Source organism: Pseudomonas sp. 06C 126 (assembly GCF_001855215.1).
GTDB lineage: Bacteria > Pseudomonadota > Gammaproteobacteria > Pseudomonadales > Pseudomonadaceae > Aquipseudomonas > Aquipseudomonas proteolytica.
In genome coordinates, this window is sequence record NZ_MIFU01000081.1 from 39,727 (window position 1) to 56,438 (window position 16,712).

The following is a 16,712-nucleotide window of genomic DNA, read 5'->3' on the forward strand; positions in this document are numbered from 1 at the left end:
CGCCCCCTTGGTTGTCCGCTTATTCCTGCGGTTCTTCTTCGTCTGCGGCAGCATCGAGGGTTGGCTCGTCGACGCTGTCATCGCCGGCTGCGATCACCTCGCCATCGAACTCCTCACCTTCCAGCTCCTCGCCTTCGACTTCCGATGGCTCCTGGACACGCTCCAGGCCCACCAGGGTCTCGTCGCTGGCCAGCTTGATCAAGGTCACGCCCTGGGTGTTACGGCCCAGGCTCGACACTTCATCAACACGGGTACGTACCAGGGTGCCCTGGTCGGAAATCAGCATGATTTCCTCGCCATCCAGCACCTGGACCGCGCCGACCAGACGGCCGTTGCGATCATTGCTGACCATGGCGATCACACCCTGGCCGCCACGCTTGTACTCGGGGAACTCGCTGATAGCGGTGCGCTTGCCATAACCACGGGCCGAAGCTGTGAGGATCTGGCTGCCTTCTTCCGGAATCAGCATGGAAATCAGCTTCTGCCCTTCCGGCAGGCGCATACCGCGCACACCACGGGCGGTACGGCCCATCGCACGCACGTCGGACTCTTTGAAGCGCGTCACCTTGCCACCGTCGGAGAACAGCATGACCTCACGCTCGCCATCGGTAATGGCCGCAGAGATCAGCACGTCGCCTTCGTCCAGCTCCAGGGCGATCAGGCCCACGCTGCGCTGGCGGCTGAAGGATTCCAGCGGGGTCTTCTTCACGGTGCCTTTGGCGGTTGCCATGAAGATGAAGTGACCCTCGGTGTATTCCTCGACCGGCAGCATGGTGGTGATGTATTCATCGGTGTCCAGCGGCAACAGGTTGACCAGCGGACGGCCACGGGCAGCGCGGGACGCTTCCGGGATTTCATAGGTCTTGAGCCAGTACACCTTGCCCTTGCTGGAGAACAGCAACAGCGTGGTGTGGCTGTTGGCAACGAGCAGGTGAGCGATGTAGTCCTCATCCTTCACGCCGGTAGCCGATTTACCTTTACCACCGCGGCGCTGGGCCTGGTACGCAGCCAAAGGCTGGGTCTTGGCATAGCCACCGTGGGAAATGGTCACCACGCGCTCTTCTTCCGGGATCATGTCACCCAGGGTCAGATCGAGGCGCGCATCGAGAATTTCGGTGCGGCGCACGTCGCCGTATTCGGCGCGGATCACTTCCAGTTCTTCGCGGATCACTTCCATCAGGCGCACGGCGCTGTTGAGGATGCGGATCAGCTCGCCGATCTGGTTGAGGATCTCCTGGTACTCGGCCAGCAGCTTCTCGTGCTCCAGACCGGTCAAACGGTGCAGGCGCAGTTCCAGGATGGCCTGGGCCTGTTCCGGCGACAGGAAGTATTTGCCATCACGCAGGCCGTATTGCGGGTCCAGGGTCTCCGGACGGCACGAATCGGCACCGGCACGTTCAACCATCGCCACGACGGCGCTGGATTCCCACGGCATCTTGATCAGCGCTTCCTTGGCTTCCGACGGGGTCGGCGAAGCCTTGATCAGGGCGATAACCGGGTCGATGTTCGACAGCGCAACCGCCTGGCCTTCCAGGATGTGCCCGCGCTCGCGGGCCTTGCGCAGTTCGAACACGGTGCGGCGGGTCACCACTTCACGACGGTGACGCACGAAGGCTTCCAGCAGATCCTTGAGGTTCAGGATGCGCGGGCGACCGTCGATCAGGGCCACGACGTTGATACCAAACACGCTTTGCAGCTGGGTCTGGGCGTAGAGGTTGTTGAGGATCACCTCAGGCACTTCGCCACGACGCAGCTCGATCACCACGCGCATACCGTCTTTGTCAGACTCGTCGCGCAGTTCGGTGATGCCTTCGAGCTTCTTCTCTTTAACCAGCTCGGCGATCTTCTCGATCAGACGTGCCTTGTTCAACTGGTACGGGAGTTCGGTGATGACGATCTGCTGGCGGCCACCGACCTTGTCGATGTCTTCGATCATCGAGCGGGCGCGCATATAAATGCGGCCACGGCCGGTGCGATAGGCTTCGATGATGCCGGCGCGGCCGTTGATGATCGCGGCGGTCGGGAAGTCCGGGCCGGGGATGTATTGCATCAGCTCATCGACGGTCAGCTCGGGGTTGTCGATAAGCGCCAGGCAACCGTCGATGACTTCACCGAGGTTGTGTGGCGGGATGTTGGTGGCCATGCCCACGGCGATACCGCTGGAACCGTTGACCAACAGGTTGGGAATACGGGTCGGCATGACCGCCGGGATCATTTCGGTGCCGTCGTAGTTCGGCACCCAGTCCACGGTTTCTTTGTGCAGGTCGGCCAGCAGCTCGTGTGCCAGCTTGGTCATGCGCACTTCGGTGTATCGCATGGCCGCGGCGTTGTCGCCGTCCACCGAACCGAAGTTGCCCTGGCCGTCTACCAGCAGGTAGCGCAGGGAAAACGGCTGGGCCATCCGAACGATGGTGTCGTACACCGCAGTGTCGCCGTGAGGGTGATACTTACCGATCACGTCACCGACAACACGGGCAGATTTCTTGTACGGCTTGTTCCAGTCGTTACCCAGCTCGCTCATCGCGAACAGCACACGCCGGTGCACGGGCTTCAAGCCATCGCGCGCATCAGGCAGTGCCCGCCCGACAATTACGCTCATCGCATAGTCGAGGTAGGACTGTTTCAGCTCGTCTTCGATATTGACCGGGAGGATTTCTTTGGCCAGTTCGCCCATGAGAAGCCTGATTCCTTTTTCGGGTGAAACCTCGTCACATCCATATGGGACGAACGAAGCTCGCCGCCGCCGGCATGATGCCTGGCAACGACTTACGACAAATCAACGAGTTATGACACGGATCTGCGCATTAAAGGTCGCCCCTTGGGGTGACCTTGGAAACCGCCGAATGGTATCACAATCGCCGCCACGCACCTATCCCCCAGATGCGCATGGAGCGTAGTAAGTTGACGGATGACAGGCTTGAGGGCGACGAGAGGGGCTCAGAGCTGAATAGAGGCTAGGATTTGCCTGTGGATCCGAGGGTTTTGCTGGCTTTTCGGGCTAATCGCGGGCAAGCCTGCTCCCACCGTTGTTTTATGAAGGCACTCATAATGTGGGAGCGGGCTTGCACGCGATTGCAATCTGCGAGACACCAAAGCCCTCAATGCAGGCGCTTACGGCACATCAATTTGGCGATCTTGGCGGTATCAGGCCGCTCGACGATGCCTTTTTCGGTGACGATCACGTCGATCAGGTCCGCCGGCGTGACGTCAAACACCGGGTTAAAGGCCGCAACATCGGCAGCAAAGCGCTGCCCGGCAACCTCCAGCAACTCGCCGGCATCGCGTTCTTCCAGGGTGACGTCATCACCAGTAGCCATCATCAGGTCCAGGGTCGAACTCGCCGCCACCACCATAAAGCGTACGCCATGGTGCATGGCGCACACGGCCAACTGGTAGGTGCCGATCTTGCTGATCACATCGCCATTGGCGGCGATGCAGTCAGCCCCCACAATCACCCAGGTCACCCCCTTGGTCTTGAGGATATGCGCGCCAGCCGAGTCGGCATTCACCGTGACCGGAATGCCCGCGCCCGCCAGTTCCCAGGCGGTCAACCGCGAGCCTTGCAGCCAGGGGCGGGTTTCGTTGGCATAGACCTGCTCGACCATGCCCTCCAGAAACGCCGCACGGATCACCCCCAGCGCAGTGCCCACACCACCGCTCGCCAAGGCCCCGGCGTTGCCATGGGTCAGGATCGCCTGGGCATTGCCCTGATGCTTGCGGATCAATTCGACGCCCAATTGCGCCATGGTGAGGTTGGCTTCACGGTCGCTTTCATGGATCGCGATGGCTTCAGCCTCCAGCACCGCCAGCGGATCGGCGTGCTTTTTGAGGCGATCGAGGCGATCACGCATGCGCTTGATGGCCCAGAACAGGTTCGACGCGGTGGGACGGGAATCGGCCAACAGCGCGTAGTCCTCCTCCCATGAAGCCTGCCAGTCACCGCCCTCGGCGATCCGCGCGCGCGCGGCCAGCACCAGCCCATAGGCGGCGCTGATGCCGATGGCCGGTGCGCCCCGCACCACCATCGCACGAATGGCCGCGGCCACTTCGTCGACCGTCGCGCAGGTCACCCAGTTTTCCCGGGAGGGCAGCGCACGCTGATCGAGCAGGTGCAGTGCGCCATCACGCCAATCGATGGCCTTCACTTTCTCCGCTGCCAACAGTCGATCGCGCATCCCTCACCCCGTACTCATCAACAAAAGCCGCGGATTATAGCGATCCGCCAGCCAGGACGCTCGGGTATACTTCGCCCTCTTTATATGACCGCCCTGGACGATGCCCGCTATGACGCCACCTGCCGCCCCGCTCGACTTACTGCTACTGCCAAGCTGGCTGGTACCGGTCGAGCCTGCGGGCGTGGTGCTCAAGGCGCATGGCCTGGGCATCCGCGACGGGCGCATCGCGTTTATCGGCCCGCGCGCCCAGGCGCTGAAACTGGCAGCCCATGAAGTGCGCGAGTTGCCCGGAGTGCTGCTCAGCCCGGGCCTGGTAAACGCCCATGGCCACGCGGCGATGACCCTGTTTCGCGGCCTGGCCGACGACCTGCCACTGATGACCTGGCTGCAACAACATATCTGGCCGGCCGAAGCCAAGTGGGTCGATGAGGCGTTTGTACGTGATGGCACCGACCTGGCGATTGCCGAGCAGATCAAGGGCGGCATCAGTTGCTTCTCAGACATGTACTTCTTCCCCAAGGTCGCCAGCGAACGCGTACACAACAGCGGCCTGCGGGCACAGATTGCCATTCCGATCCTCGACTTCCCGATACCCGGCGCAGCCAATGCCGACGAGGCGATCCGCCAAGGCGTGGAGCTGTTTGGCGACCTCAAGCATCACCCACGGATCAAAATCGCCTTTGGCCCCCATGCGCCTTATACCGTCAGCGATGCAAACCTGGAAAAAGTCCGGGTGATCGCCGAGGAGCTGGACGCCGCCATTCATATGCATGTCCACGAAACCGCCTTTGAAGTGCAGCAGTCCGTGGAACAGTATGGCGAACGCCCCCTGGCCCGACTCGCGCGCCTGGGCCTGCTCGGCCCGCGCTTGCAGGCCGTTCATATGACCCAAATCAGCGAAGACGACCTGGCGTTGCTGGTAGAAAGCAACAGCAGCGTGATCCATTGCCCGGAATCCAACCTGAAACTGGCCAGTGGCTTCTGCCCGGTGGAACGCTTGTGGCAGGCCGGCGTCAATGTGGCAGTAGGCACCGATGGCGCAGCAAGCAACAATGACCTGGACCTGTTGGGCGAAACCCGCACCGCCGCGCTGCTGGCCAAGGCCGTCGCCGGCTCGGCCAGCGCCCTGGATGCCCACCGTGCGCTGCGCATGGCCACCCTCAACGGTGCGCGAGCCATGGGCCTGGAGGCTGAAATCGGCTCGCTGGAAGTGGGCAAGGCCGCAGATATCGTGGCCTTCGACCTTTCAGGACTGGCCCAGCAACCGATCTACGATCCGGTCTCGCAGCTTATATATGCCACCGGACGCGATTGTGTGAAACACCTTTGGGTCGGCGGCAAGCAACTGCTCGACGACCGGCAACTGACCCGTATGGATGAGCAGCAACTGAGCGCCATGGCCGCCGCCTGGGGCCAGCGCATCAGTGGACACCACGAATAACGCCGGCCCAGGATCAATATTCCGGCCAGGCACACCGTTTTATCGGATTTAGAGGACTACCCATGAGTAACGTCGACCACGCCGAAATCGCCAAATTCGAAGCCCTGGCCCACCGCTGGTGGGACCGCGAGAGCGAGTTCAAGCCCCTGCACGACATCAACCCGCTGCGGGTCAACTGGATCGACGAGCGCGTCAATCTGGCCGGCAAGAAAGTCCTCGACGTGGGCTGCGGCGGCGGCATCCTCAGCGAGGCCATGGCCCAGCGCGGCGCCACAGTGATGGGCATCGATATGGGCGAGGCGCCTCTGGCCGTGGCCCAGTTGCATCAGTTGGAGTCGGGCGTGAGCGTGGAGTACCGCCAGATCACCGCCGAAGCCCTGGCCGAGGAAATGCCCGAGCAGTTCGACGTGGTGACCTGCCTGGAGATGCTGGAGCACGTGCCCGACCCATCGTCGGTGATCCGCGCGTGTTTTCGTATGGTCAAGCCCGGCGGCCAGGTGTTCTTCTCCACCATCAACCGCAACCCCAAGGCTTACCTGTTCGCGATCATCGGCGCCGAATACATCATGAAGCTGCTGCCGCGCGGCACCCATGACTTCAAGAAATTCATCCGTCCTTCCGAACTGGGTGCCTGGAGCCGCCAGGCCGGGCTGACCGTCAAGGACATCATCGGCTTGACCTACAACCCGCTGACCAAGCACTACAAGCTGGCCAGCGACGTCGACGTCAACTACATGATCCAGACCCTGCGAGAGGAATAAACCTGTGAAGTTGAAAGCGGTTCTTTTCGACATGGACGGTACGCTGCTCGATACCGCGCCGGACTTTATCGCCATCTGCCAGGCCATGCGTGCCGAGCGCGGGCTTGCGCCGATCAACGATCAGCATATCCGCGATGAAGTCTCCGGCGGCGCCCGGGCCATGGTTGCCGTGACGTTTGCCATGGACCCCGAGTCCCCAGGCTTCGAAGCGTTACGCCTGGAGTTCCTCGAACGCTACCTCAAGGGCTGCGCGATCCATAGCAAGCTGTTTGATGGCATGGCCGAACTGCTGGAAGACATCGAACGGTCCAAGCTGATCTGGGGCGTGGTCACCAACAAGCCGCTGCGCTTTGCCGAGCCGATCATGGAGCAACTGGGCCTGGCCCAACGCTCGGCGCTACTGATCTGCCCGGACCACGTGAAGAACAGCAAGCCTGACCCGGAACCACTGATCCTGGCCTGCAAGATGCTCGACCTGGACCCGGCCAGCGTACTGTTCGTGGGCGACGACCTGCGGGATATCGAGTCAGGGCGCGACGCCGGCACCCGCACCGCCGCCGTCACCTATGGCTACATCCACCCCGACGACAACGCCCGCAACTGGGGTGCCGACGTTGTGGTCGATCATCCGCTGGAACTGCGCAAAGTGCTCGATAGCGCACTCTGCAGCTGCTGAATGGCTAACCAATGAAGCTCTAATGTGGGAGCGGGCCTGCTCGCGAAGGCGGTGGGTCATCTGATAGAGAGTTGACTGACACTACGCTTTCGCGAGCAAGCCCGCTCCCACATTCAGATATGTGTTGCCCCACTGAATTTTGTTGAGGTCGATTATGTTTGATTACTCCGCACGCCCAGAATTGCTCAAGGACCGGGTCATCCTGGTCACCGGCGCCGGTCGCGGGATTGGTGCTGCTGCGGCCAAGACCTACGCCGCCCACGGCGCCACCGTGCTGTTGCTGGGCAAGACCGAAGCCAACCTGGCCCAGGTCTACGATGAAATCGAAGCCGCCGGCCACCCGCAACCGGTGGTGATTCCGTTCAACCTGGAAACCGCCCTGCCCCATCAATACGATGAGCTGGCGGCAATGATCGAAAAAGAATTCGGCCATCTCGACGGGTTGCTGCACAACGCCTCGATCATCGGCCCGCGCACCCCGATCGAACAGCTGTCGGGCGAGAATTTCATGCGCGTCATGCATATCAACGTCAACGCCATGTTTATGCTGACTGCCACGCTGCTGCCGCTGCTCAAGCTGTCCCAGGACGCGTCGGTGGTGTTTACCTCCAGCAGCGTGGGGCGCAAAGGGCGCGCTTACTGGGGCGCCTATGGCGTATCGAAATTCGCCACCGAAGGCCTAATGCAGACCCTGGCGGACGAACTCGACACCGTTGCCGCAGTGCGCGCCAACAGCATCAACCCAGGCGCCACCCGCACCAGCATGCGGGCCCAGGCTTATCCTGGAGAAAACCCGGCCAACAACCCGCTGCCGGAAGAAATCATGCCGGTGTACCTGTACCTGATGGGCCCGGATAGCTCGGGGATCAATGGGCAGGCATTCGACGCGCAGTAATCCCCACAATGCGGGAGCGGGCTGGCCTGGGATAACCCTACGTCTCTAACTGACGACTTACCCTGTGGCGAGCGGGCTTGCCCCGCGCTGGGCTGCGTAGCAGCCCCACCCCAGACACCGCAGTTGTTTCAGACATACCGAGTCGGCAGGTTTTGGGGCGGCTACGCCACCCAACGCGGGCGATGCGGCGTTCCGACAAGCCCGCTCGCCACAACAAGCCCCCCACAGGGGCTGGCGCCAAATTCCCAGCGCTGTGCATACGCACTAAATCCCATCCCCTTGTTTTATAAGCAATAAAAAATATTGCACGAAATGGCACGCTTTTCGCTCCAATTTGCTTCAAACAGGCGGCACGACGTAAAGACGTGTGGCATGGGATCAGGGGTTATAACCCCCGGCAAAGCGGACTAGACTGTTACCTATGTTTTACAGAACTGAAGGAACAGTAAGGCGCCCGCCAGCGGCCGCTCCCATTGAGCCTGTAAGACAGCATTAAGTGCTTAGAGGCCTACCCGCTTATGAAAACACCGACCCAGACCAACGCAATTGACTTCGACAGTGCCAAATTGCAACGCCTGGGCTTTGGCCAGCCTTCCCTTATCGCACGGCGCCCCATCAGCCTCGGGCAACTGCGCCAGCAACTGAACCTGCAATTGCAGACCAGCCTGGAGGCGGAGCGAATCCTTGGCCTGTTCTTTCGCGAAGTGCAACGCCTTGTGCCCCTGGATGCCCTGCAATACCGCCATGAAGCCAGCGACCTGCGCCTGGAATACGGCCAGCGTGGCCATCACTCCGTGAGCTACAGCCTCAGCCACGAGGGCGAGCACCTGGGAGAGTTGGTGTTTCGCCGCAACCAGCGTTTCACGGAGGAGGAACAGGGCAATCTGGAGTCGCTGCTGGCCAGCCTGCTCTACCCCATGCGCAACGCCTTGCTGTATCGCTGCGCGACCCGCACCGCCCTGCGCGATCCACTGACCGAGACCGGCAACCGCGTCGCCATGGACCAGACCCTGGGCCGCGAGATCGAAATGGCCAGGCGGCACCTGCATCCGCTGTCCTTGCTGATGCTCGACATCGATCACTTCAAGCACATCAACGACAGCCACGGCCACGCCACCGGCGACAAAGTGCTCAAGGCCGTCGCTGCCTCGATCAAAAGCCAGTTGCGCAATGTGGATATGGTGTTTCGGTTTGGTGGGGACGAGTTCCTGATCCTGCTTTCCAACACCAGCCGCGAGGCCGCCACCCTGGTCGGCGAACGCCTGCGCCAGGCAGCGCAGGCCCGGGACTACTGGGCAGACGCTACGCGTATCGAATTGACGGTGAGCCTGGGTTGCGCGACGTTGCTGGCGGGCGAGTCGGCCGAGAGCCTGCTGCGCCGCGCCGACAATGCCTTGTACGTGGCCAAGCGCGAAGGCCGTAACCGCCTGGCAATGGCGGGGTAAACGCTACCCCGCCATGCCCGGGTCAGGCTTCGCTGGTCGCCAGGACTTGACGCTCGCGGGTCACCGGAGTTTTCTCCAACTGCATGCAGCGCTCCAGGAACAGGTACATATAGTCGTAGCTTTTGCACACAGCCTGGCGCAACTCCACTTGCAACGCCTTGCTCGGGTTCATCCCCGCCAGGGTGCAAATAATCTCCAGCGCTTCCCACGGGTGGGCGTCGTCATACTGGGCATGCATCTTCAGCCACTTCATGGCGCGCTTGCGGTCTTCTTCAGGGAAAGCAGCGGCATACACGCCCGTTGAACACACCAGCGCAGACCACTCCCCAGTGGCGCCTTCGATGGCGTAGTTGGTGGCGGCAATGGCAACGATCAACGAATCGGCCGAACTGGTGTGCCAGCACCAATGACTCAGCGCATGCAACTCTGGCGGTACGTGTTGCGCCTGCAGCTCTTCCAGGCCGACGCCATGGGCGCGCGCCCAGTGCATCCAATAATCGGCATGGTTCAGTTCCACACGAATATTGCGCATCAACCAACGTCGCGCCATATCCTCCCCAGGATGACGGGCAAACTTGGTCTTGGTCAGGTTTTGTGCCATGTACAACGCGAACTGTTCCACCACTGGCCAGCCACCGATCAGGTAGTGGCGCATGGTCTTGGCGCTGAGCTTGTTATCGCGCATGCGCTGGTACAGTTCGTGTTCGACAACGCGGCGCTTGCTCTCGCTACAGTCCTGGATCAATTGCTGAGCCCAGGCGGGGTAACTTGAGGCTTCCATAAGCGGGCCGGTTCTGCTGAATGTGTCGATCACTGTCGGGCTCCTTTTGATTTGTGATGTGTACAGACCAGCAGATGTTTCAGCGGAACGTGCCGGGCGCCCTGAATAACAGAGGCTGCGGGCGCGCAGGTCGACATTGCAAACTATCGAAGGTAAACAATTGCGGGCGCTCAATCAGGTAGCCCTGAGCGTAGTCCACGCCGATCTCAAGCAGTGCCTGCTCGATGTGCGGTGTTTCGACAAACTCGGCAATCGTGCGTTTACCCATGACATGGCCGATGTGATTGATCACTTCGACCATGGCGCGGTTAATCGGGTCGTCCAGCATATCCTTTACGAAACTTCCATCGATCTTCAGGAAGTCTACAGGTAAATGTTTGAGGTAGGCGAATGAGGACATTCCGGCACAAAAGTCATCCAGGGAGAAGCAGCAACCCAACGCCTTGAGCTCATTGATAAAACGAATCGCGCTACCCAGGTTGGAAATGGCGCTGGTTTCGGTGATTTCAAAACAGATCATGCCCGGTGGAATCCCATAGGCACTGAACTTCTCCCGCAGGAAACGCAGGAAATCGTCATCGCCGATGGTGATGCCCGACAGGTTGATCGCACACATTGCCATGGGCCTGCCAGGTCGCTCGAGCATGCAACGGGCGATCAGCTTGAACACGTTCTCTACCACCCAGCGGTCCAGCGAGGTCATCAACCCGTAGCGTTCGGCGGCCGGGATAAAGCTGTCAGGCAAGATGATCCGCCCCGCTTCATCGTGCAGGCGCAGCAGGATCTCGATATGCCCGGCCCCCGCCTCGGTGTGGCCCAAGGGCGCGATTTCCTGGGCATACAGGCAGAAGCGGTCCTCTTCCAGGGCCATGTGCAGGCGCTGGATCCAGGCCATTTCGCCAAAGCGCAACGACAGCTCGGTGTCGTCGGCATGATAGACCTGCACCCGGTTGCGCCCCTTCTCCTTGGCCATGTAGCAGGCCATATCCGCGGCACGCAATGACGTCTCCAGGGTGGTCGGGGTGTGCGAGATATGCACCAGGCCGATACTGACCGTGGTGACAAACGGTCGGCCTTTCCAGACGAAGTGCAGGTTTTGCACGGTATGTCGCAGGCTCTCGGCGATCTTCTCGGCCACCGGCGCCGGGCAGTTCTCCAGCAGGATGCCAAACTCATCCCCACCCAGGCGGGCCAGGGTATCGCCTTCGCGCAGGTCCGATTGCAGCAAGGCGCAGATATGCCGCAACAGTTCATCGCCCGCCGCATGGCCACAGGTGTCGTTGACCAGCTTGAACTGGTCCAGGTCGAGGAACATCAAGGCATGGCGCGCCGACTGCTGGCGCCCGACGCCATGCAGCACCTGCTCCAGGCGATATTCAAATTCACGCCGATTGGCCAGCCCGGTCAAGGCATCATGGGTCGCCTGCCAGGACAGATTGGCAATGTACTGGCGCTCCTGGGTCATGTCGTGCAACACCAACACCGCGCCACTGACCTTGCCGGCACTGCGGATCGGTGCCCCCACCAGGGTCACGGAGACGGTACTGCCATCCAGGCGCTGGATCAGCTTGGAATGCTCGCTGCCACCGCTGAGTTGGCCGTCAAGAATATGGTCGATCAGGGTAAACCCGTCGGCCTGGGCGTGTTCATCCAGCAGATTGAACAACGCAGCCAACGGCAGGCCCTGGGCCTGGGCCGCGTTCCAGTGGGTCAGGGATTCCGCCGCCGGGTTCATGTAGGCGATAGCCCCATCGACATCGGTAGTGATCACCCCATCGCCGATGGACTCCAGGGTGATCTGCGCCCGCTCCTTCTCCAATTGCAAGGCATCGGCAAACGCATGGCGCTGGGCCAATAGCTTGCGCGTGCGCAGCAACGCCAAGGCGATCAGCCCCAAGGCAGTGGCCAGGTTGGTGATCAGCAACAGGCGCAGAATCACCCTGGAGCCTTCACCCAAGGCATCGCTGAAGGCCTTGGCCGCCGGCGTCACCCCCTCGTTGATCGCGATGATACGGTTTTTCCAGGCATGGATATCGGCACTGCTGACCCGATCGGCGATGATTTGCCGGTGCATCTCCTGCGCCAGCTCATCAAGTTGCACCAGGTAGCTGTCACCGACGGTCCACAGCTCGATGGCTTTTTCCAGGTAGCTGAAATGGCGGAAGTTGAGGTACAGCCAGATCAGGCTCGACACGTCGTCAGGATGATTGCCGCCTTTAAGGATCCCCTGGCGCGCCGCCGCCAGGTCAGGACTGGAGCGATCCAGGGCGATACGCAGCTCGTGCCCGCCCTGGGGGACGGCAATGGCGTTCTGGTATTTGAGAAAGGTCGCCTGGTCGCGGTTGTCGGCGTACAGGGTCAGGTAGTAGATGGCGTCTTTCTGGCCCTTGGACCACAGGCTCTCGCCCGCCACATAGCCGCGCACGGCCGACAGCACGTAAAGACTGACGCAGCCCAGCAGCGCCTGGAACAGCACGACGGCAATAAAGGGCCAGACAATACCGAGCAACCGGGGTGTTCCGAGAGTTCGCTTCTGCTTCATGAGATCCCTTGCATCAGCACAGGCGAGTAAAAACTGCTCCTGACAGCACAGCCGAGGCCAAACACGACCCCTTAAGGGCCGGAGCCGGGATCGATTCAGCGAACTTGTTGCAAGTGTCCATAAAGCTTGGCGTACAAGCCGCCATCGGCTATCAGTTGCTGGTGGTCGCCATCTTCGGCGATGTGTCCACCGTCAAACACCAATACCCTATCAGCCTGCTTCACCGCCGACAAACGGTGAGCAATGATCAGTGTAGTACGCCCACTGAGAAACCGCGCCAGAGCCTGGTGCAGGTTGTACTCGGTAGCCGCATCCAGGGCCGAGGTGGCTTCGTCGAGAATTACCACTTTTGGCTCGGCCAGCACCATCCGGGCAATCGCCAGGCGTTGGCGCTGGCCACCGGACAAACGCACGCCCGAGCGCCCGACAATACTGTCCAGACCTTGAGGCAACCCTTTGACCGTAGCATCCAACTGGGCAATTTCAAGGGCCTGCCAACAGGCCTGGTCAGTGCGCTCGCGGCCCATGGTGAGGTTGGCGCGCACGGTGTCGTTGAACAACGCCGGATGCTGCAGCACCACCGCGACATGCTCGCGAATGGTTTCCAGGCCAATGGCCTGCTGGGTCGCGCCGCCGAAGCGGATCGTCCCCGCTTGTGGGGTGTAGAGCCCCAACAGCAGTTGCACCAGGGTGCTTTTACCGCCGCCACTGGCACCGACGATCGCGACCTTTTCCCCGGGGGCAATCGCCAGGTTCAACTGGTTGAGCACCAGGTCTTCGCCATAGCCGAAGTCCAGGCCCCGCACTTCGATGCCCACGGTCTGGTGTCCGGTAAATGGATCTTCGCCCCCGGCATATTGCGGCTCGTCGGCACGGGCCAGCAGTTCGTTGATGCGCGTCAGCGCACCGCCGGCGGCGTAGTAGGCGTACTGCAGGTTCAGCAGTTGTTCCACCGGGCCGATCATGAACCACAGGTAGCTGAACACCGCGAGCATCTGGCCGATGGACAGGTCGGAAAACAGCACCGTGAGCATCGCTGCCGCACGGAAGATATCGATCCCGAACTGGAACAGCAGGCCGCTGGCGCGGCTGGATGCATCGCTTTTCCACTGGGAGTTGATGGCAAAGTCACGTACTTCCTGGGCGCGCTGCCCCAGGCGCCCGAGGAAAAAGCCCTGGCGATTGCCCGCGCGCACTTCCTGGATGGCGTCCAGGGTTTCCGTGAGGGCCTGGGTGAACCGCGAGGTGCTGTCGTTTTCCAGCTTCTTCAGGTGTTTGACCCGCTTGCCCAACTGCACCGTGGCGTAGATCACCAATGGGTTGAACAACAGGATCAACAGCGCCAGCTTCCAGTGCATCCACATCAGGATGCCGGAGGTGCCGACCAGGGTCAGCATCGCCACCAGGAAGCGGCTCAAGGTTTCACCGACAAACTTGTCCACGGTGTCCAGGTCGGTCACCAGGTGCGTGGTCACGGTACCGCCGCCCAGGCTTTCGTATTCACTCAGGGAGATGCGCTTGAGCCGTTCGATCAGGCGCACGCGGATGCGATAGACAATGTCCTTGGCCAGCCCGGCAAACAGGCGCGCCTGGACCACGTTGAACACCAGCGCCGCGCAACGCAGCACCAGGGTGATCAGCAGCATCAGGCCGATATAGCCTGCGGCCTGCTGCCAGGGTGCTGGCAACGCGTGGTTCATCACCTTCAGTGCGGCATCGCCATTGCCCAGCAACACCTCGTCCACCAGCAATGGCAGGAGCAGGGGAATCGGTACGCTGCACAGGGTCGCCAGAACGGCGACACCATTGGCGATCCACAGGGCTTTTTTATGACGCAGGGCCAGGCGGCGGATTTCTGCCCAGGTCAGCCGATCAACGCGTACGGCGGGTTGTTCAGCCACAGGCGGCTCGCTCCAGCCAGCGACCGAGCAACGGCGACAGCTCGGACAGCGGCTGGTAGCCGTTGGTCAACAAGGCCAATTGGCCATTGCGCTCGGCCAACAAGGTGGGAAAACCGGCGATGCCCAGGTCCTGAACCCAGGTGAAATCAGCGGCCGTGGCGGCATGCTGTTCGGCGCGGTCAAAAGCCTCGGCAAACTCGATACGCGGCACCCCGGCGGTCTCGGCCAGCTCCACCAACACACTGGCGCGGGTCACATCGCGACCCTCGACGTAAAATGCCTGCTGGATCAGCCCGAGCAAGGTCCAGGCGCAATCCGGCGCCAGTCCGCGCGCGGTGACCAGGGCCCGGCATGCCGGCTCCGTGTCATACACAAACCCGTCAGGCAAGGCGCCCTCCAGGCGGAACGGCTGGCCAGTGGCTTCAGTCACCGCCTGCCAGTGTTCCAGGATATAGCGCCGGGTGGCCGGCTCCAGCGCCGAACCACTGCCGGTGCGCAAACCGCCGACCACCAGGTGCAATTCCACGCCAGCCGCCTGAGCCTGCTCAACCAGGGCCTTGACCACCGGGGCAAAACCCCAGCACCAGGAACACATCGGGTCCATTACATAGAGCAGGCGCGCGGACATGGTTCAAGCCTCGGTGGATGGTTGCTTGTAGTTGTAACCAATCGGGTGCGGCATATTGCGGGCCTTGGCCAGTTCGATCTGCTTCTGGCGGTCGATCGCACTGCGACGGGTCTTCTCGGACAGCTTATCCCAGCAATGCGGGCAACTGATGCCGGCCACGTAATGCTCGGATGCGCGGTCCTCTACGCTAACCGGTGTGCGGCAGGCATGACATTGATCGTAGTCACCTTCGCTCAAGTCGTGGCGCACGGTCACGCGGTTATCGAACACGAAGCAGTCACCCTGCCACTTGGTTTGTTCCTGGGGCACCTCTTCGAGGTATTTGAGGATGCCGCCCTTGAGGTGATAGACCTCATCGAACCCTTCGCTGAGCATGTAGCTGGAGGCCTTTTCACAGCGAATGCCGCCGGTGCAGAACATGGCGACTTTCTTGTGCTTGGCCGGATCGAAGTTGGCTTTGATATAGTCGGGAAATTCGCGAAAACTCGTGGTTTTCGGGTCGATCGCCCCTTCAAAGGTGCCGATCGACACTTCATAGTCGTTACGGGTGTCGATCAACAGCACTTCTGGGTCGCTGATCAGGGCGTTCCAGTCTTGTGGATCAACATAGGTGCCGACTTTCTTGTTGGGGTCGACGCCTTCGACGCCCAGGGTCACGATCTCTTTTTTCAGCTTGACCTTGGTGCGGTAGAACGGCTGCTCGTCGCAGTACGACTCTTTGTGGTCGATGTCGACCATGCGCGGGTCGTTCTTCAGCCAGGTCATCAGGCCATCAATGCCTTCGCGGCTCCCGGAAACGGTGCCGTTGATGCCTTCTTCGGCGATCAGCAAGGTGCCCTTGATGCCGTTGTCGACCATGGCTTGCAGCAGCGGCTCGCGCAGGGCGACGTAATCTTCGAGGGTGACGAACTTATACAGTGCCGCCACGACGATGGGTTGTGTCATGGGTGTTCTCTCCAGGTGGCTACCCTCGCAAAGGGTGAACCGGATGCAAAAAAAACGCGCCGACTGAGCGGCGCGTTGCGGATTCTATCAGGGATAAACCCTGAACTGTAGGAGCGAGCTTGCTCGCGAAAAACCTGAGAACGCCGCGTGCTTTCAGAATGCGCGCGTCATCGTTAACGATCTTCGCGAGCAAGCTCGCGCCTACAGAGGCTGACCGTTACCGATCAATGTCCGCCAGCGCAGGTCGGCGAGGCCGGGGCTGCGTCGATTTTCGCCCATTCTTCAGGCGTGTAGGTATGCAGTGCCAGCGCATGGAACTCGCCCATCAGGTCGCCCAACGTGGCGTAGACCTTCTGGTGGCGCTTGACGCGGTTGAGTCCGTCGAACTGCTGGCTGACCAGCACGGCCTTGAAGTGCGTCTGCAATCCACGGCTGTGCATATGGCTTTCGTCCAGCACACTCACGTGTTCCGGGCTCAGGGCGGCAAGTGCCGTCTCGATGCGCTGTTGCATGGTCATTCCT

The 16,712-nt window shown here is 61.2% G+C and carries 13 protein-coding genes and 1 pseudogene; 5 read left to right on the plus strand and 9 right to left on the minus strand.

Annotation, left to right across the window (positions count from 1 at the left end; translation table 11 throughout):
- Positions 1–19 precede the first annotated feature (19 nt).
- Together gyrA and mtnA are read right to left on the minus strand one after the other, a co-directional pair.
- Positions 20–2,674 (minus strand): DNA gyrase subunit A, encoded by a 2,655-nt coding sequence (gene gyrA, locus BHC62_RS12555; protein ID WP_029298707.1) that lies wholly within the window; start codon positions 2,672–2,674, stop codon positions 20–22.
- Between the two features lie 424 nt (positions 2,675–3,098).
- Positions 3,099–4,175 carry an S-methyl-5-thioribose-1-phosphate isomerase gene (gene mtnA, locus BHC62_RS12560; RefSeq protein ID WP_070995203.1) on the minus strand — a complete coding sequence of 359 codons (1,077 nt, stop codon included), beginning with the start codon at positions 4,173–4,175 and terminating at the stop codon, positions 3,099–3,101.
- Between the two features lie 109 nt (positions 4,176–4,284).
- Between mtnA and BHC62_RS12565 the strand changes: the two genes are divergently transcribed.
- The 5 genes from BHC62_RS12565 to BHC62_RS12585 all read left to right on the plus strand — a co-directional run bounded on the left by BHC62_RS12565 (position 4,285) and on the right by BHC62_RS12585 (position 9,393).
- Positions 4,285–5,616, plus strand: coding sequence for a TRZ/ATZ family hydrolase (locus tag BHC62_RS12565; RefSeq protein WP_070995204.1), 1,332 nt, complete (start codon positions 4,285–4,287; stop codon positions 5,614–5,616).
- 62 nt (positions 5,617–5,678) lie between these two features.
- Positions 5,679–6,377 (plus strand): bifunctional 2-polyprenyl-6-hydroxyphenol methylase/3-demethylubiquinol 3-O-methyltransferase UbiG, encoded by a 699-nt coding sequence (gene ubiG, locus BHC62_RS12570; protein ID WP_003172645.1) that lies wholly within the window; start codon positions 5,679–5,681, stop codon positions 6,375–6,377.
- Positions 6,378–6,381: 4 nt separating this feature from the next.
- Entirely contained in the window at positions 6,382–7,053 is a 672-nt protein-coding gene (gene mupP / locus BHC62_RS12575) for an N-acetylmuramic acid 6-phosphate phosphatase MupP (protein ID WP_029298714.1), read from the plus strand.
- Positions 7,054–7,207: 154 nt separating this feature from the next.
- The gene (locus tag BHC62_RS12580) at positions 7,208–7,948 is read left to right on the plus strand and encodes a YciK family oxidoreductase (protein ID WP_032863166.1); all 741 of its coding nucleotides are present in this window, start codon (positions 7,208–7,210) and stop codon (positions 7,946–7,948) included.
- Positions 7,949–8,466: 518 nt separating this feature from the next.
- The gene (locus BHC62_RS12585; protein ID WP_070995205.1) at positions 8,467–9,393 is read left to right on the plus strand and encodes a GGDEF domain-containing protein; all 927 of its coding nucleotides are present in this window, start codon (positions 8,467–8,469) and stop codon (positions 9,391–9,393) included.
- 22 nt (positions 9,394–9,415) lie between these two features.
- On the opposite strand, the gene BHC62_RS12590 is transcribed toward BHC62_RS12585, so the two are convergent.
- The 7 genes and pseudogenes from BHC62_RS12590 to BHC62_RS12615 all read right to left on the minus strand — a co-directional run bounded on the left by BHC62_RS12590 (position 9,416) and on the right by BHC62_RS12615 (position 16,708).
- Positions 9,416–10,174, minus strand: a complete 759-nt coding sequence (locus BHC62_RS12590) for a TenA family transcriptional regulator (protein WP_186350829.1) — start codon at positions 10,172–10,174, stop codon at positions 9,416–9,418.
- Positions 10,175–10,253: 79 nt separating this feature from the next.
- The gene (locus BHC62_RS12595; RefSeq protein ID WP_029298722.1) at positions 10,254–12,716 is read right to left on the minus strand and encodes an EAL domain-containing protein; all 2,463 of its coding nucleotides are present in this window, start codon (positions 12,714–12,716) and stop codon (positions 10,254–10,256) included.
- Positions 12,717–12,811: 95 nt separating this feature from the next.
- On the minus strand, positions 12,812–14,617 hold the full coding sequence (locus tag BHC62_RS12600) for an ABC transporter ATP-binding protein (RefSeq protein ID WP_070995207.1): 1,806 nt from the start codon (positions 14,615–14,617) through the stop codon (positions 12,812–12,814).
- On the minus strand, positions 14,610–15,245 hold the full coding sequence (locus BHC62_RS12605; protein WP_070995208.1) for a DsbA family protein: 636 nt from the start codon (positions 15,243–15,245) through the stop codon (positions 14,610–14,612). Before BHC62_RS12605 ends, BHC62_RS12600 begins: the two co-directional genes overlap by 8 nt.
- 3 nt (positions 15,246–15,248) lie before the next feature.
- Positions 15,249–16,190, minus strand: coding sequence for a rhodanese-related sulfurtransferase (locus tag BHC62_RS12610; protein ID WP_029298728.1), 942 nt, complete (start codon positions 16,188–16,190; stop codon positions 15,249–15,251).
- Between the two features lie 103 nt (positions 16,191–16,293).
- Positions 16,294–16,383 (minus strand): annotated as a pseudogene (locus tag BHC62_RS28955) (outer membrane lipoprotein carrier protein LolA); the annotation flags it as partial.
- 31 nt (positions 16,384–16,414) lie between these two features.
- Positions 16,415–16,708: a BolA family transcriptional regulator gene (locus BHC62_RS12615; protein ID WP_029298730.1), complete on the minus strand. Its 294-nt coding sequence runs from the start codon at positions 16,706–16,708 to the stop codon at positions 16,415–16,417.
- Positions 16,709–16,712 lie beyond the last annotated feature (4 nt).

What these genes read in the sequence shown, in the direction of transcription:
- gyrA (WP_029298707.1), bottom strand. Translation starts at nt 2,674, where the DNA reads ATGGGCGAACTGGCCAAAGAAATCCTCCCGGTCAATATCGAAGACGAG.
- mtnA (WP_070995203.1), bottom strand. Translation starts at nt 4,175, where the DNA reads ATGCGCGATCGACTGTTGGCAGCGGAGAAAGTGAAGGCCATCGATTGG.
- BHC62_RS12565 (WP_070995204.1), top strand. Translation starts at nt 4,285, where the DNA reads ATGACGCCACCTGCCGCCCCGCTCGACTTACTGCTACTGCCAAGCTGG.
- ubiG (WP_003172645.1), top strand. Translation starts at nt 5,679, where the DNA reads ATGAGTAACGTCGACCACGCCGAAATCGCCAAATTCGAAGCCCTGGCC.
- BHC62_RS12580 (WP_032863166.1), top strand. Translation starts at nt 7,208, where the DNA reads ATGTTTGATTACTCCGCACGCCCAGAATTGCTCAAGGACCGGGTCATC.
- BHC62_RS12585 (WP_070995205.1), top strand. Translation starts at nt 8,467, where the DNA reads ATGAAAACACCGACCCAGACCAACGCAATTGACTTCGACAGTGCCAAA.
- BHC62_RS12590 (WP_186350829.1), bottom strand. Translation starts at nt 10,174, where the DNA reads ATGGAAGCCTCAAGTTACCCCGCCTGGGCTCAGCAATTGATCCAGGAC.
- BHC62_RS12595 (WP_029298722.1), bottom strand. Translation starts at nt 12,716, where the DNA reads ATGAAGCAGAAGCGAACTCTCGGAACACCCCGGTTGCTCGGTATTGTC.
- BHC62_RS12605 (WP_070995208.1), bottom strand. Translation starts at nt 15,245, where the DNA reads ATGTCCGCGCGCCTGCTCTATGTAATGGACCCGATGTGTTCCTGGTGC.
- BHC62_RS12610 (WP_029298728.1), bottom strand. Translation starts at nt 16,190, where the DNA reads ATGACACAACCCATCGTCGTGGCGGCACTGTATAAGTTCGTCACCCTC.
- BHC62_RS12615 (WP_029298730.1), bottom strand. Translation starts at nt 16,708, where the DNA reads ATGACCATGCAACAGCGCATCGAGACGGCACTTGCCGCCCTGAGCCCG.